This is a genomic window from Trueperaceae bacterium (genome assembly GCA_023954415.1).
Lineage (GTDB): Bacteria > Deinococcota > Deinococci > Deinococcales > Trueperaceae > JAAYYF01.
The window spans coordinates 63,005-79,000 of the sequence record JAMLIB010000002.1 but is presented as its reverse complement, the minus strand read 5'-3'; the positions used below and the strand labels follow the sequence as shown (position 1 = coordinate 79,000).

At 60.2% G+C, this 15,996-nt stretch carries 9 protein-coding genes; 1 reads left to right on the top strand and 8 read right to left on the bottom strand.

Annotated elements, in window-relative coordinates; all coding sequences use genetic code 11:
- The first annotated feature begins 382 nt into the window (after positions 1–382).
- Complete coding sequence (locus tag M9914_02805) at positions 383–2,011, top strand: ATP-binding protein (GenBank protein ID MCO5173095.1); 1,629 nt, start codon at positions 383–385, stop codon at positions 2,009–2,011.
- A 395-nt stretch (positions 2,012–2,406) separates the two neighbouring features.
- Here M9914_02805 and M9914_02800 read toward each other — a convergent pair whose 3' ends face one another.
- The 8 genes from M9914_02800 to M9914_02765 form a co-directional block, all read right to left on the bottom strand.
- Complete coding sequence (locus M9914_02800; GenBank protein MCO5173094.1) at positions 2,407–2,754, bottom strand: hypothetical protein; 348 nt, start codon at positions 2,752–2,754, stop codon at positions 2,407–2,409.
- Between the two features lie 53 nt (positions 2,755–2,807).
- A complete protein-coding gene (locus M9914_02795) occupies positions 2,808–5,885 on the bottom strand; it encodes a DEAD/DEAH box helicase family protein (protein ID MCO5173093.1) in 3,078 nt (1,025 codons plus the stop codon).
- Positions 5,886–6,015: 130 nt separating this feature from the next.
- Positions 6,016–7,668 (bottom strand): putative DNA binding domain-containing protein, encoded by a 1,653-nt coding sequence (locus M9914_02790; GenBank protein MCO5173092.1) that lies wholly within the window; start codon positions 7,666–7,668, stop codon positions 6,016–6,018.
- A 12-nt stretch (positions 7,669–7,680) separates the two neighbouring features.
- Positions 7,681–9,678, bottom strand: a complete 1,998-nt coding sequence (locus M9914_02785; GenBank protein ID MCO5173091.1) for a site-specific DNA-methyltransferase — start codon at positions 9,676–9,678, stop codon at positions 7,681–7,683.
- Positions 9,678–11,585 carry a site-specific DNA-methyltransferase gene (locus tag M9914_02780; protein MCO5173090.1) on the bottom strand — a complete coding sequence of 636 codons (1,908 nt, stop codon included), beginning with the start codon at positions 11,583–11,585 and terminating at the stop codon, positions 9,678–9,680. Before M9914_02780 ends, M9914_02785 begins: the two co-directional genes overlap by 1 nt.
- A 24-nt stretch (positions 11,586–11,609) precedes the next feature.
- Positions 11,610–12,275 carry a DUF4391 domain-containing protein gene (locus M9914_02775; protein MCO5173089.1) on the bottom strand — a complete coding sequence of 222 codons (666 nt, stop codon included), beginning with the start codon at positions 12,273–12,275 and terminating at the stop codon, positions 11,610–11,612.
- Positions 12,272–15,544: an SNF2-related protein gene (locus M9914_02770; protein MCO5173088.1), complete on the bottom strand. Its 3,273-nt coding sequence runs from the start codon at positions 15,542–15,544 to the stop codon at positions 12,272–12,274. Before M9914_02770 ends, M9914_02775 begins: the two co-directional genes overlap by 4 nt.
- 166 nt (positions 15,545–15,710) lie before the next feature.
- Complete coding sequence (locus tag M9914_02765; GenBank protein MCO5173087.1) at positions 15,711–15,995, bottom strand: integrase core domain-containing protein; 285 nt, start codon at positions 15,993–15,995, stop codon at positions 15,711–15,713.
- Position 15,996: the final 1 nt, after the last annotated feature.

Genomic DNA, 15,996 nt, shown 5'->3' with positions numbered 1-15,996 from the left:
TGCTCAGCACAATAGCCGAGCGAGCACGTGTCCACCGAAACGGGGTCACTCCCGCCTGACTCTCCTGCTTCTGATCCTGACTCATTACTACCGACCTTAGCCTGCCCTCTACTCACTGAAGGGAAGGGAAAGAGCGGCAACCAGCCAACAGGCACAGAGGAAGCCTGGGCGCCACCGCAAAGGCGGAGTGGCAGCCCAAGAACACGGTAGCGGTAGTATGCGACACCTAGGGTCGTTCCTTTCTAGCTGCCTGCTGAGGGGAGGTGGCAAATGCGTCGGCCATTGAGCGCGCATGCCGTTGAGTCCGAAGGACCACGCCGCGGCAGCCCCGATTCGGATAGAATTGTGCTGAGAGCCGATGCCGGGAATCCACCTAACCGACATGGAACGCAAGCTTGAACGCGCTTGGGTCAGCGACAAGCGCTTCTCCTCTGCGCTGAGAGCAATCTCGCTCTCCGGGACGGCAGGGATCCGCGGCCTAGCGAACGTAGAAGTAAGGTTCGACTATCCCATCACCGTGATCTCCGGCCGTAACGGCGCCGGTAAGTCGACGATCTTGGCCCTCGCCATGCTGGCCTACAGCGATCCCGACCGCAAGACGAAGGCCAGCATTGTCCCCGCGCGCACGCCGAACCGTAGCGCTCGCAGGGCCCGGAAGTCGTACCAAGACTTCGTTTTCAGCGACTTCTTCTTCAAGGGGTTAACTGATCCCGAAGTGTCCGGCGTGGATATCAATTGGGAGTTCGCCGACGGCGCCGAGCTCACGATCAGGAAACAAACCAACAAGTGGATGAGGTACGAACGGCGCCCCGGGAAGTACGTTTCGTACCTGGGCATCTCGCGCTGCGTGCCAGCCATCGAGCAACGAACTCTCCGGAACAAGTTCAGCGGTTCTCGAGTAGTGAAGCCAACGGCCAACCTCGATCAGGAGTACATCCAGCGACTTTCGCAGATCATGGGCATGGAGTTCAGCGACGCTCACGTCTACGGCGATGAGCGCTACGGCTTGAGGGTTCTGAGGAGCGACGCCACCTACTCCGGATTCAACATGGGCGCGGGGGAGGATTCCGTGGTGCAGGTGCTGTACGCCCTGCAGAGCGCGAAGCCAGGCTCGATCCTCGGAATCGAGGAAGTCGAGCTGGGCATACATCCGAGTGCCTTACGGCGGCTCGCTCAACACATGGTAGAGATCAGCATCGATAAGGGCCTCCAGATCGTCACGACAAGTCACTCTGAACATTACATCGATGCATTACCGCGCGTGTCACGCATCCTCCTCCAACGGGGAGGCGGGCGTGTCTACGTTATCCCCAAGCCAACGTCCCGCATGGCCGTAAGTGCGCTCACCAACTCCAACCAGCAGGAGTTAGCCATCTACGTTGAAGACAGGGTAGCGAGGCAACTCGTTGCGAACGCGCTCGAATCGGACCTCCGTGTCAGGGTCGGGATCGAGCCTATCGGCAGCAAGGACAGCTTCCGCACCGTGGGCAAGTTCCTGCACCAGTCGTCCCCGCGGGCGCGGTGCCTCTACCTTTTCGATGGCGACGTCCGAGACAGCGAGATTCGGGACTTCTATCGCGCCCTCTCGGAAGAGGAGTGCTTGGGGCTTCCCGCACAAGGCGATTTCGGTGTGGCCCCCCTCTCCCATGAGAGTTATCACTGGGTCGGCCGGCTGCCAGGAGTAGAAGCGCCCGAAGCTTGGTTGCTCGCCACCGTGGCTGGAAGCCAGGTCGGCTTGGATTGCTTAGCGGAGCAACTGGAGCTCAGCCGTGGCGCCAGCGAAGCTCGCTACCTGCTCGACGAGATAAGCGTTACCGCTCGAGACCACCATGACCTTTTCCACTTCCTGGGGCTCCGTTCCAACCACGAAGCCGACGTTTGCCGAGACGCCATGATCAGGGCGGCTCTGCGGGCCATGCCGGAACTAAAGGCGCAGATCAACGACGCCGTGAGGACGGTATTAGAGGGCGCGCCCATGCGCTCCACGCGGGTCCACGTAGTGGCCAACTGACTTCGGGAGCCTCCAACCCGCTTGCCAGCGTTGCATGCTCGGCGCCGCCTTAGTCAAGCCGGCATCAGTTGGTCTAGTAACGAGATGGACCTCATCCGCCGGATCGCTATCCCGCGATCGAGCGATTTCAAGAGCGTTCCGACCACCCTCGCCTAGGGCGTGAAGGTCGGCTCCAGCACTTGCGACGGCCCTGATGGCCTCTGTCGAAAGGAAATTGGCCGCGGCGAACAGCAGCGGTGTCATGTCCGCATCGTCACGCGCCTCCAACTGAGCTCCGTGACGCAACAATTCCTCGATCACGGGAGCCACCTCGCAGTCAAGCCCCGTAGTCAAGCCCCGTTAAGTCTGTAATTTCCTCCAAGGTCAGTCATCGCTAGGCCGCCAGGCTCACCTCCTCACGGCTGGTCGGGGTTGAAGCTACGGCGCTGTCGAGCAGTTCCATATCCAAGTACTTCCTGCCCGATAGCCACTCCTCGCTCTGCTCCACGCACAAGGCCGTCACCAGTCGCAGGCACGCTTCCCGGTTCGGGAAGATCAGAACCACCTGTTAGTCTGTCGGTAGCTGATCCGGGACTGGCTGCTATGCCGGGGGCGGCGCGGTCACGGAAGAGAAGAAGACGGATGATCCCATCGTGTTGATCGCGATACCCCTGCTCCTTGATGTTGAAGAGCAGGAACGGGTCGACGAAGAGAGGCACGTCGCAGGCGAGGCTGATGTCGAACGCGCCATACTCCTCTAGCACCTCCGGCGATACCCCGAAGTGCTACGAGAAATGCAGCTCGATGCCCATCCCGACTACGCCCCCACGAGCTGAAGCAGTGAGTCGTAGCTGTCGACGACGTCGTACTTCACGCCACCATGCTCGGCTTTGTCGTTGAGGGATGCGAAGAACTTACGTGCACACTCGATCTTGGCTTGCTCGACTCCCTTGAGCTGGAGCGTAGACATGGAGCCCTTGGTTTCAGCGACGAAATAGACGTGCTTCACCGCTCCCTCGCGGAATGCGATGGCCCAGTCGGGGTTGTAGTCGCCCACAGGGGTCGGGATGAAGAATCCGCGCGGCAGCTTCGAGTACACGACGACCTCGTCACTGACGTCGAGTCTCTCCACGAACGACCGCTCGACCTTTGAGTCGGTGACCACATATTCGTAGACGCTCTTCGTGAGCTTCTCGCCTGCCTTCGAGAGGTCCTGGGCGGTCTGATTCTCGGTGAAGATTGAGGAGTCGTAGCGGCGGTCAAGCGGGTCGTAGGTGAGGTGCTCGACGATGACTGTTGCCTTTTGCTCGTTGATGAGCCGGGCGGCCTCCGTGATGAACTGCTCGGGGTTCTGCCTGAATCTTGCGAAGGTGCTCGGCTGAATGCATGTCAGGATCGCAGCGCACGTCCGGCGGGTGAGCTTTGTCTTCTCCGCGATCTCCCCGAGGAGGTCGTACTTGACGGTCGACCCCGCTGAGATCGCCGAGTGAGCCACTTTCGTCTCGGCGACCTTGAAGCCCATGCCAGCCTCGAGCTGCTCGACTTTGAGGCCGACGACCTGCTTGCCGCTTTCGACGAGGTACTGCATGACCGTTACATTCAGCGACGTGTCAAGCGCTCGGACACAGTTTGTGATCAGCTCGGCGGAATCGAACTCGACCTGGTAGACAGCCTTGTGGTTGATGCGGCCCCACAGTTCCTGAAACTCGCGTCTCTTGAAGTTCGACTCATTGAATGGGATTCTCTTGGGCTTGCGTCCGTCGGTCGGGGTTGGCACCGCGAGGTAGAGCTCATCGACGAGAGGCCAGACAAAGTCGATGATCGGCTTGAGAGCCTCGGCCGTGGGCGCGGCGAGATTGCCGTCGGCGCGGGCGTCCTTGTATACCTGCGTCACCAGGCCCTCGTCGTCGATGTAGTTACTGCGGACCAGATGGTTGTACAAGGCCTGCGCAACGGGCTTCTCCATCACGCTCGTCGACCCGTCGGCGAGCGTAATGTGCTTGCCGACGAAGTAGTCGACGCTAGCCTTACGCGGCCTCGCAGACAGCGATTCCACGATCTCCTTCTGCAGGGCCGTGACGAACTCGGTGTAGGACTCGTCGGTGACGACGGTCAGCTCGTTGATGTCGTGCACGGTGACGGGGTTGTCCATCCGCTCACCGTGCTGGTCGACCGCCAGGCGCAGGCCACGACCGATCTCCTGCCGCCGCGTCGTGGTGTTGTCACTCTTCTTGAGCATACCCATCACGAACACATTCGGGTTGTCCCAACCCTCGCGCAGCGCAGAGTGCGACCAAACGAACCTCACGGGCTCCTCGAACGACAATAGGCGTTCCTTGTCCTTGAGGATCAGGTCATATGCGTCCACGTCGTCAGACTGCCCTGCGGTCTCGCCGGTCTTCTTCACCGATCCGTCGATTGAGCGGCCGGTCCTCTTGTCAATCGAGAAGTAGCCCTCATGGGTCTTGCGCACGGGGATGGCCTCGACATGCTTGCGATACCGCTCGGCAGCCTTGTCGAAGTCAAGCCGGGCGAGATAGTCGTCCAGCAACGCTGCGTACTCCTCCTCGAACACACGCGCATACTCCCCGAGAGTGTCCTCACGCTCGTAGTCGCGGTACTTGGCGACTTCGTCGATAAACAAGAGCGACAGCACCTTGACGCCTTGGGCGAACAACTCGCGCTCTTTGTCGAGGTGTGCTCGGATGACCTCGCGGATCTGGATGCGCCGCTTGGCTGCGTCGGTCACGTCCTGGGTGACCTCGCCGGCGCCAATGATGTCGCCGTTACTCAGCTCGATGATGTCGCGGTTCGCATCGACGTCCCGGACGAACAGGCCTTTGTATGCCTCGATGCCACCGGAGATGTCGTGCAGGTTCATACCCTGACTAAGGCGCTTCACCTGACGCTTGATGCCTTGATTGGTTCGTACTTCTAGTTCGACACGCGCCTTCGGGAAGTCCGCGCCCTTGCCGACTTCCAACCCATCCACGTACAGGTAAGCCGTGCTGCCTGCCAGATGCTTGACTGTGATTCCACGAACAGCGATCTTCTTCACCAGCTTTTGGTTGTAAGCGTCGACCGCGTCGAGGCGATGCACCTTGGTGCGCTCGATCTTGTGGGTCGCCGAGTAGCGCAACGCGAACAGGGCATTAAACCGCACAAGCGCCTCCAGTGACCTAGAGGTCTTCCTGGCGTCGCCTTCGATCTTCTGCGGCTCGTCGATGATCAGTATCGGCCGGTTTGCCGCGATTACATCGATTGGACGGCGAGACTGGAAGTCATCCAAAACCTCGTAGATGCGACGTGCGTCCTTACCGGTGGCGTTGAACGCCTGGATATTGATGATCATCACCTGCACGCCAGCGTCGGAGGAGAATCGCTCCAGTTCGTGCAATCGAGACGAGTTGTAGACGAACGTGCGCGGCTTGGTGCCGTAGAACTGCTGGAAGTGCTCTGCAGTTATGTCGAACGACTTCTTCACGCCCTCGCGAATGGCGATTGACGGTACAACCACGATGTACTTCGACCACCCATAGCGCTCGTGCAGCTCCATGATCGTCTTCGTGTACACGTAGGTCTTGCCCGTACCGGTCTCCATCTCGATGTCGAGGTTCAGCGGCGCTGCAGACACCCTGACCGGGTCCTTCAAGTCCTTCGACGGTGTCAACCCACGCTCCTGCTGCACCCGATGCACGTTGGCGAGCAGCTGTGGCGGCGTCAACGCGATCTCGGTATTGCGCAAACCCGCGTCTTCCAGCAGCTTCTGCGCCGCATCCTTGCCTGGATCGATGCGGTACCGTACGCCGTCGGCGTACGGCTGCCCGGCGAACACCTCGACGACAGCATCGACGGCCTTAGTCTGGTACGGTTGGACCTTGAACTGGAGCTTCATGCGGTGGTAGTCCTTCTGCGAGCGGCAACGTCATGCGCCGGTTCTAGACAAGATGACAGGCCTCTGGCCAGCAATCTCGCCAAGCTTGTTTGCTTACGGCTTGTTTTCGTGAACCCGTTTCCACCCATGCCTAAACAAGCTCCCATCTCGGCTTCTGTTGCGTTCCGGCATTGCGGATTGCCCCGTCCGTGCGCATGCGGGTGAGCAGGTTCGTGACCTTCGACCTCTGCTGCTTTGCGTTGAGAGCGCCGGGCAGGTACTTGCCTAGCAAGTCGTCAATCTCTTTGCGGGACGCCCCACCGTACTGTGTGAGGTAGTCGATCACCAGACGGGCGTAGTGGGCGTCGTCCTGCGCGCGGGTGCGGATGTACTCGGCCTTCTTGCCCGTGATCGCGGCGATGTCGGCGTTCACGTGCACACCGTGGCCGCGACCCTCAATCAGTTTCGACTTGCGTAGCCGAGCGCTCGCCTCCCCGGTCACCGGCAACCCCTTCTGTACTCGGTCAAGCGCCAGCACGTCCTCGATCGGCAGGTCGGTGCGCACCATGAGCAGGCGCGAGTACGCTTCGTCGATCACCGCACCGGGCAGCGCCAGCTTCACCTCGCCGGTTCGCGACAGGTCGTAGTCCGGCAGCGGTAGGAACCGCCGGACCTGGTCTTCGACCATTCGGCGGATGCCATACCCGAGCTGGTCAATCAGGTGCAACTCGTGCATTGCTGCGACGAGAAACGGATTGCGGTACCGGCCCGGCGTGCGGTGCCCGAGCCGGTACTCGTCGGGCGTACCGTCGTAGAAGTCGCCGATGCTGACGAACTCCAGGCGGTCGACGTACTCGGTCACGACGATGCGCCCATGGCGCGCGTAGTCCTGGTGGGCGATGGCGTTGTAGAGCGCCTCCAGAATGCTGCGCTCGTCGTACTTCTGGATCTCGCGGTAGATCAGTTGGTTCGGCGGTAACAGCCGGATGCGTACGTTGCGGATGCGGCTGGCCAGTTCGCTGGCGGTGAGCAGGAACGGCAGGTGGAAGTGCTCGTACGCCTGCTGTTCGCCCACGAGCTTCCATGTGAGTTGCGCGAGGTGCGGGGTCAGGAGGTGAGTCGACGTGTCTGACCCGAGCAGCAGCATCGCCGCGCGCGTGATGCCACCGTTGCGCGTGAGCCGCGCTCGGGCGAGAAACGTCGCATCGTCCCAGGCTGCGATGTCGACGGCGGGGATGCGTGCGGCATGCCGCTCCGCGAACCCTTGCCGGGCTCGCGCGATGGCAGCGGGATCCAGGTCGGCGATCGCGGCACCCTTGACGACGACCGCGGTCCAGTCGGCACCGATGGTCTGATTGCGAATCTGGTCGAGCTTGTCGAGCGACAGCGGGGCCAGACTCTCGCCCACGCGGGCGCGGTAGTCGCCCTTCCAAGAGATCGGAATTCCTGCCGGGGCGGCCGGAATCTCCGCAATCACGACTCGCTTTCCCAGATAGTCGGCCTCGTAGATCTCGCGGATGGTGAGCCCCTGGTCGATGGACTGCTGCACGTGATGCTTCAGCGACTGCCGGCTCTGTGGTGTCGGCAGGTGCGCGGTGCCGACCACGTTGCGCTGGTTGTTGATGCCGAACACCATCCAAGCCGTCGCGAGCCCCCGCAGGTTCGCCTCGTTCGCCATCGCCGACACGTACTCGCCCGTCTTGTCGGCCGAGTACTGGTTGCTGGTAGTCTTGAACTCGACGACCTCGTTCTCCCAACCGGCGATGAGTCGGTCGAGCAACGCCGTGAGTTCAGCAGGAGTCATGGGCGGCCAACCTCAGATCGTGCGCACTTCGGTCTCGGGTGACACTTCGCGGAAGGTCTGCTCGGCGTTGATGCGTGCTGCGTCGTTAGCGAAACTGGAGTCCAAGAAAACGGCGCGGAGCGGATGGCGAGCCGCGATAGCCTGCACGACATCGTCGGTTACCTCGTTGGCGAAGCAGGCGATGAGCGCGTCGTCGGCAACCGTCAGGACCCGGCAACCAGTCTTCTCCTCAACCTCGATGGGTTCCGACAGGTCGAGGCCCCAGTCGAGGAGCACCTGGAAAAGCAGATCTTCGTCAGAGCGATCTCGCTTAACGCTGTCGACGGCATTGACCAACATACCCTGCGTCAGAACGTCGGGAGAGGCAAGCGTGTCCGCCAGGTTTGATGTATCGACCCTCAGCACGCGGAAACCGTTATCGACAAGCAGGTTGCCAGCGAGTTGGTTATGGACAAGTCGTATTCGCTGCTTCGTGATCTCAGCAACAGTCGCCGGACGCCCGAGGCGCATGAGGTGCCGGATCGCGTTCGTGATGATCTGCTTCGCGGCCCCCTTCGCCGTCTTGAGAGACTCGTTCAAGTCCTCGGCGACCTGGATTCCGATGAAGCGGCATGACATCGACTCAGTACTGTTGAGTTCGAGGACGGCCTGCATCGCCGACCCGGAACCCGCGAACATGTCGAGCACGATGTCATCACCAGACACGCCGACTGCGCGATAGATGTCCCGGAGCAGGTACTCGTCCTTCGGGTTCGTGAAGACCTTCTCGCCGAACAACGCTGCGAGCCGCTTCGAGGCCGCGCGGCCGTCGACGTAACGGACACTCGTGAGACTCTGGTGCTCCGTCTCTCGCAGGTAGGTCTTGATTTTCGGCACGGTCGTGTGATCCGGCCCGAAATGTACGCGCCCATCAGCGATCTTGGCCAGCATCGACGGCTCGGGGAACACCCACCCACGCGAAGGCCGCTTGCACGGCTCACCAGTGACGGGATGGGCCACATCGTAAACATACTGACCATCGTTGGGCCCTGAAATATCGCTGCCGAAATAGACACCACGGGCATCCATGCAGTCGTAGTGTTTGCTCGCCGCTACCGGGTCGTTCGCAGGGAACTGATTGTACCACGCCTTTGCCGCGGCGTTGATAGCTGCCCAATCGTCACCGTATTTTCTTCGGAACCCGTCGAACGCGGCATAGATCCTTTCGAGCCCTTCCTTCTTCTCAACCCAGTCGCCAGCGTTGGCCTGCCGGTTCCTCACGAAGAAGACGATGTACTCATGCTGGATCGAGACGTACGCCTGATCGTTCTTGCTGCTGTTCTTCAGCACGATTTCTCCGACGTACGACGTGTCGCCGAGCACCTCCTCACCCAAGCGGACGAGACTTGCGTGCTCGTTTTCGTCGATCGACACAACAAGCACACCGTCGTCGGTCAGTAAGTTCCTGGCCAGCTTGAGCCGCGGGTATATCATGCTCAGCCAGTCGGAGTGGAAGCGGCCGTTGGCTTCGGTGTTGGCAACGAGGCGATCACCCGTCTCTGACTTCTGACCCGAGCGGGCGAGGTACTCGGCGCTGGACTCAGCGAAGTCGTCGTTGTAGACGAAGTCGTTCCCCGTGTTATAGGGCGGGTCTATGTAGACTAGTTTGACCTTGCCGAGATACGACTCCTGAAGGAGCTTGAGGGCCTCCAGGTTGTCTCCCTCGATGAAGAGGTTCTTCGTAGTGTCAAAGTCCACCGATTCCTTGCGAACGGGGCGCAGGGTCTTGGCGATGGGTGCATTGGCAGCGAAGGCGGCGGCGCGCTTGCCGGGCCAGTCGAGTTGGTAGCGCTCCTGCGGTCCTTCGACAACATGGTTGGAGAGTTCCTGGCGAAGCAGGTCGAAGTCAACGGCGAGAGTCACGTTGCCCTCCGTGTCTCGCGACTCGGTGATGACCTGCGGGAACAGTTCCGCGATGCGTTCGACATTGCGAGCCGACAGATCTGGCGAGTTCAGCGCGCGCTTCTCCATCACGCGCCACCGCCCAGAACAGCGAGATCATACCGTTCTGACTTCGGTGTTCGGCGACAGCTCGCGGAAGAGTTGCTCCGCGTTGATGCGATCCGCGTCAGACTTGAAGGCCGAGTCCCGGAACACGGCACGGAGTGGTTGGAGCTTGGCGATCTCGGTGACCACATCAGCGGACACCTCTTCGCTGAAGCACGCGATGAGCGCGTCGTCTGCGACGCGGAAGTACGTGGTGGGCGCCACTGCCGTTCTCTCTCTCTCTCTCTCTCTCTCTCTCTCTCTCTCTCTCTCGAAACCCCACGTTGTACGGGCAGACCAAGGTCGAGGCCCCAGTCGAGGAGAACTTGGAAGAGCAGCTCCTCGTCAGTGCGGTCGGGCTTTACACGGTCTATCAACTCCAAGAGTTCGTCTTGCGCGAGATCACCTGCGGAGGAAGAGGCGACCAGCATGTTGGTTGAATCGATGCGAAGGGCTCGAAACCCCGTATCTGCGCCTAGAGCTGCGTGAACTGCTCCTGCCTTCTTCAAGCGACTGATTGTGATTGCTGCAATGGACGTACCTTCTTTTCCGGCGATCCTTTCGGGCAGCTGGACCAGGATGAAGCGCCGTCGGCCACCGTCAGTTGCATTCACGGAGAAGACCGCGTGTCCCGTGGTCCCTGACCCGGCGAAGAAGTCCATCACGAGGTCTACGTCACGTGTGGCCCAGCTGATGATTCGTGAGAGGAGCGCGACGCTCTTCTCGGTGTCGAACTCGTCGGTCTCGTTGCCGCCTAGAGTGAGGTCCATCCAGTTATCACTGAGTAGCTTTCCCGCGCTTGGCGGCACGTAGTACTGCACAACGCCTTCGAAGTTGAGGCGCACGAAGTTGAGCTTGACGTTCGTAGCGGCGAGGTGATCAAGGTAGTAGTCGTCCAGGCTGGTGCGGTCCTCGTGTTCCACAAGGTACGTCTCGTAGTTCTGGACGGCCTCCTTCGTACGGCCCTCTTCCCAGCGCCACTGCCCCGAGGCGGGAGTAGAGCCAAAGAGTTCATACCGCATCGTGGGGCGATCTGTTCCGCGCCAGAAGGTGTCCCACTTTCCCGGCTTGGATTCAGCGTGGGCGAGGGACAGTTTCGGAAGTCGGACTGCCTCACTCCGCGTGTACAGCAGCACATACTCATGGCCCTGAGACAGCGCGTTCACGTCCTCGAACTGGGCCTGGACGTTCTTTATCCCGCGGCGAACGGCGATCGTGTTCTTGTGACTACCCGGGCCGAATATCTCGTCGCAAATCTTGACAAGATTGTGGACTTCGTGCGAGTCGATGCTGATGAAGATCAGGCCGTCCTCGGCCAGAAGGTTCCTGGCCAGCTTCAGTCGCGGATATATCATGCTAAGCCAGTCGGAGTGGAACCGGCCATTGGAGTCCGCGTTAGCAACCAACCGGACACCTGCCTCGGTCTCTTGCCCGGAACGCTCTAGGTAGTCAGCTGTAGACTCGGCGAAGTCATCCTTGTAAACGAAGTCGTTTCCTGTGTTGTAAGGGGGATCGATGTAGATGAGCTTCACTTTGCCGAGATAGGACTCTTGGAGCAGTTTCAAGGCGTCGAGGTTGTCACCTTCAATGAAGAGGTTCTTGGTCGTATCGAAGTCGACGGACTCCTCCCGCATCGGACGCAGCGTCTTGGAGATTGGTGCGTTGGCGGCGAACGCGGCCGCGCGCTTGCCTGGCCAGTCGAGCTGGTAGCGCTCCTGGGGTCCCTCGACGACGTGATCGGATAGCTCTTGTCGGAGGGCATCAAAGTCGATGGTGCGAATCGGGCGCCCGTTGGTGTCGAGCGATTCGGTGACGACGTTCGGGAACAGCTCCGCGATTCGATTGATGTTCGCCTGGGTCAAGTCAACTGAATGCATCTTCAGCTTCTCCATCACGCTCCTCGTCGTGCACTTCGCTCAGACCAACTCCGCAAGCGCGGCCCGGCGTTCCTTCAACGAGCGTTGCAGCTCAACCTTGCGGTTGAATTGCGGTTCGGTGCGGAGTTTCCGCTCTAGTGCGGCAATTTCGCGTTCGAGCTTGCGCATCCTCCCCATTCTATCGGTGGCCTCGGACACTGACTCCCCTGGACGTTTTGCCACCGGCATGAGGGAGGCAAGCAGCGTTTCGTACAGCGCAAGGAGGTCGGTCGCGGCCGGCAGCGGGGAGCGCGGCGTGTCGGTAGGAAGCCACGCGGTCGTGAAGTATGCGCCGACCTTCGGCGCTGCGCCGCCGAGCAGTTTTTGCGCTGCGGTCATTCGCACGTGGGAGGTGTGCTCGACGGCGCTGACGACCTCGAAGATAATCGGGAAGTGCACTGCGCGGTCAATGGAGGCGAGCACTTCGTCGCCCACGTTTGCGCCCTTCGCCTCGATAGTGAAGACCTGGATCTCCGGCACCACTTCCGAGCCCTTGAGCCGGATTGTCCCCTCCGCAAGCTTGTAGGCCCAGGTGATGCGCTGGATTTCGTCGACAAACTTCTCCCGAAGCCCGGTGCGGACGCTCCCGTGTTCGTAGAACTTAGTCTTCGGCACAGACCTCCCGAACGCCGCGTTCTGTGGCCAGCGAAACAGCACATCCTTCACGTTGCGGGCTCCTCGACGATGGCAAGAAAGGCGATCAGTTCGAAGTCGTCGAGGCCGGAGATGGTCTGCCGCAGTGCTGTGGTGTGACCGGGACTGAAGAGGCTGTCGAGGTCGCGTTCCTCAGTCACGTCGATCATCGAGCGGATCGCCTCTGTCAGTAGCCTACTGTACTGGCCCATCTCGACGCCATCAAGGGTGGCGGCATTGAAGACACGACAGACATCCCAGGCGGGTTCGTCACGGTTTCGGCACCCTGACCGGATCAGGTCAAGTAGGTACTTTGCCTCAGTGTGGTCGGCGATCACCTTGCCCTCGGTGTCGAGGTAGACGAGGTAGTACGGGTGGAGGCGGTTGCCGCGGTTGAGCATCTCGTCGGCCTTGCTGTTCCGGAGGGCGAAAAGCGCCCCGGGCTTGAGCCCTTTTTCCGGCTGGGCTGGTACGACCGCGTGGATACCCTTCGGCGAGGTTGCGATAGTTGGGTCATCCTTAATGTAGCTGAGCAGGTCCATGCGGAAGTCATTCAGGCCGAGGTCGGTGATGCTGATGCCGGTGCGCACATCCTCCAGCTCGATTACCTCCTCCTGGAGTCGACGGAGTTGCTCCCTGCGGAAGGCGGCGTCACTAGCTTCCTGCGTGAGTACGTTGTCGTCGGCCGTCGCGGCCAGGTCGGCGATGACCATGCGGTTCTCGACGCGCTCCTTCAGGTTGATGTACTCATCGAGAGTGATGTCGGGCCAGAAGTTCACAAGCTGGATGCGCTCGTTCGTCGACCCGATTCGGTCGATGCGACCAAAGCGTTGGATGATGCGGACCGGGTTCCAGTGGATGTCGTAGTTGATCAGGTAGTCGCAGTCCTGGAGATTCTGCCCTTCGCTAATGCAGTCGGTGCCGATCAGTACGTCGATCTCGGCTGTCTCGTTCCGCATCGTTAGATGTCGTTGCTTCGAGCGCGGAGAGAACAGCGTCAGTGTCTGCTGGAAGCTGTAACCCTTGCCGAGAGTCGTCTTGGGGTTACCTGTGCCGGTTACAAGGGCAGTGTGGAAACCCTTGAGAGATAGCCACGGCGCCAATTCTCGGTACAGATAGTCGGCAGTATCCGTGAAGGCCGTGAAGACCAGGATCTTGTGGTTTCCGGGATTGATCGGGTTGGCGAGCTTCGCCTCTATTCGCTCTTCTAGCGCACGCAACTTCAGGTCATGCTTGGCGGTGACCCCGGCGATCGCTGCAAGCAGGTCAGCGATGATGCTAATGTCCAGCTCGAGATCGCGGCGCCAAGACTCTACGTCAATATCAGCCAGATCTACTTGCACCTTCTTGCCGACTGTTGCGCTGGTCGGTAAGTCGAAATCGTCGTCATCCGCATCAAGGTCGCCGAACGCCGTCGAAAGGTCCTTGACGGTTGCTGCAGGATCGCCGACAGCATCAAGCGCTTCTTGTACTGTGGACTCAAGGCGCTGAAGCGTGAGCCGGAAAGCCTCAACACTCGATTCAAGGCGCTTGAGAAGGTTTACGGTCATAAGCTTCTGAATGCCTTTTTCTCTACTCGCCGCACCGAGATTGCCAATAACGCCGCCGAGCCGGTTTCTAGCCGTGCCCGCGTTGCCATAGCGATCCTCGTACTTGTCCAACCTGCTTGGAAACACGTACGCCAACGGTGCGTAAACGGCCAGCGAGAGAGATTCGAGTTCGTGGAAGATGGCATTGAATGACGGGGCGTTAGCGATGTCCGTTAGGGGTGGCCGGACGGAGATGGGCTTGAGCCTTTCCGGGAAGGCGCCCATGTCGGTCGTGTCGTAGAAGGCCTGGATGTGTTTGCGGGAGCGGGCGATCGTCACGGAATCGAGTAATTCGAAGAAGTCGAAGTCGAGGAGAGCGAGGATGGCTTCTGGTGTGCGTTCTGCCGGCGGTAGATCGGACCATTCGTTGAAGGCTCGCTGCGCTTGTCTGAAAACTACCTCTACGCTGGACGAGAGGTTTAGCTTTGCGGCGAGTTGGGCCGACTCGCCTTCGTAGGCAAGCGCGAGCTGGTTGCGGAGGTCGTTGAATCGGTTATTGACTGGTGTAGCAGAGAGCATCAGAACCTTCGTCTTGACGCCTTCCCTTATGACCTGGCGCATGAGGCGCTGGTAACGCGTCTCGCGTTCCTCCGCGAAGTCGGCGTTGCGGAAATTGTGTGACTCGTCGATTACGACCAAGTCGTAGTTGCCCCAGTTCACGCGCTCGAGTGGGATACCGAGCGACTCGCCGGAGTCCCGCGTAAGGTCCGTGTGAGCAAGCACGTCGTAGTTGAATCGGTCCTTCGCGAAGATGTTTGTTGTCAGGTTCGCGTTGTAGTTGGTCCAATTTTCAGCCAGCTTCTTGGGCGTGAGGACAAGCACGGACTTATTGCGGAGCTCGTAGTACTTGATCACCGCCAGAGCTGTGAACGTCTTTCCAAGGCCGACGCTATCGGCCAGGATACAGCCGTTGTAGGTCTCCAGCTTGTTGATGACGCCCGTCGCGGCGTCCTTCTGGAAGCTGTATAGAGAATGCCAGATTGCCGTGTCTTGGTATCCGGTTAGATCGTTCGGCAGCACGTCCTCACTGATGTCGTCGAGGAACTCGGAGAATAGGTTGTAGAGAATCAGGAAGTAGACCCGCTGTGGTGAGTTCTCGGCGTAGACACTAGCGATGTGGTCGTAGACCGCCTGCGTGACATCCTCGAGCTGCTCGGCATTGTGCCAGATCTGGTCGAAGAGCTGTACGAACTGCCGCGTCTCCGCGGCGCCCTCGAACTTCGTGACGTAGTTCGACACCGCTGGTCCACGCTCGTAACCAAGATCGGACGTTGTAAAACCCTGGATAGGAAAGTAGGCAGCATGCTCATCTACTGTCGCGACCGGTTGCATCGGCGCGCCGGTGCGGTTGGAGCGAAACGTTGCCTTCTGCCGCACCCAGTCGGCGCACTCGCGAGCGATGGCGCGTTGGGTGAGCTTGTTTCGCAGGCGGATCTCGAACTCCGAGCCGTACAGAGCGACGCCCTGGTTCTTGTGGTTCGGGATGAAGAACTGCCGCTTCTCAGGTGCGGGCTTGTCTGTAGCAGTCGTCGCCGTGAACGACGGTGCAGTGAAGATGAACTCCAGCTCCTTGATAGATTGCAACTCGCGCTTCAGCGCCTCGAAGGCGAAGATCGAGAATGTGCCCGCCGCAATGCGCAGTTGCGAACCGGGCTTGATCGCACCCTTGAGGTCGTCACCTAGGAACGCGTTGACGTTGTCAATGATGCGCATTCGTTAGCTCACTCGGCCGTTCGCGCCGGCCGAGTATTGCTTCTGCGCACCCACTCACTCCCCTGCATGGAAGGCATTGTACCGGAGCGGACCCCCCTGAGCTGGCGCGTCTCTTATTGCACAAGGCGGTATGTGCCGGGTATCGAGGACCGTTTACGTGTGGAACTCATAGTGTTCGTTTCAATTTGCCGGCGGTGGTATCGGCGGCGCTGTCCCTGATTCTGGGTTGTTCCTGAGAGGGATCGTAGAGATGGTCTAGGTACTCGTGTGGTGGTGTGATGTCGCTTGGCTTCGCGCAGCGATCGATCGGGGTCTTGCCGCCCAGCGCGCCGTGCGGCCGATGCCAGTTGTAGTGGAACTGCCAGTACTCAAGCTGCATGCCTAAGTCTCGCGTTCTCAGGTCAACCGTGGGCCGGGACTCCCTTAGGTCGGTCTGCTGGGAACGCTCCACC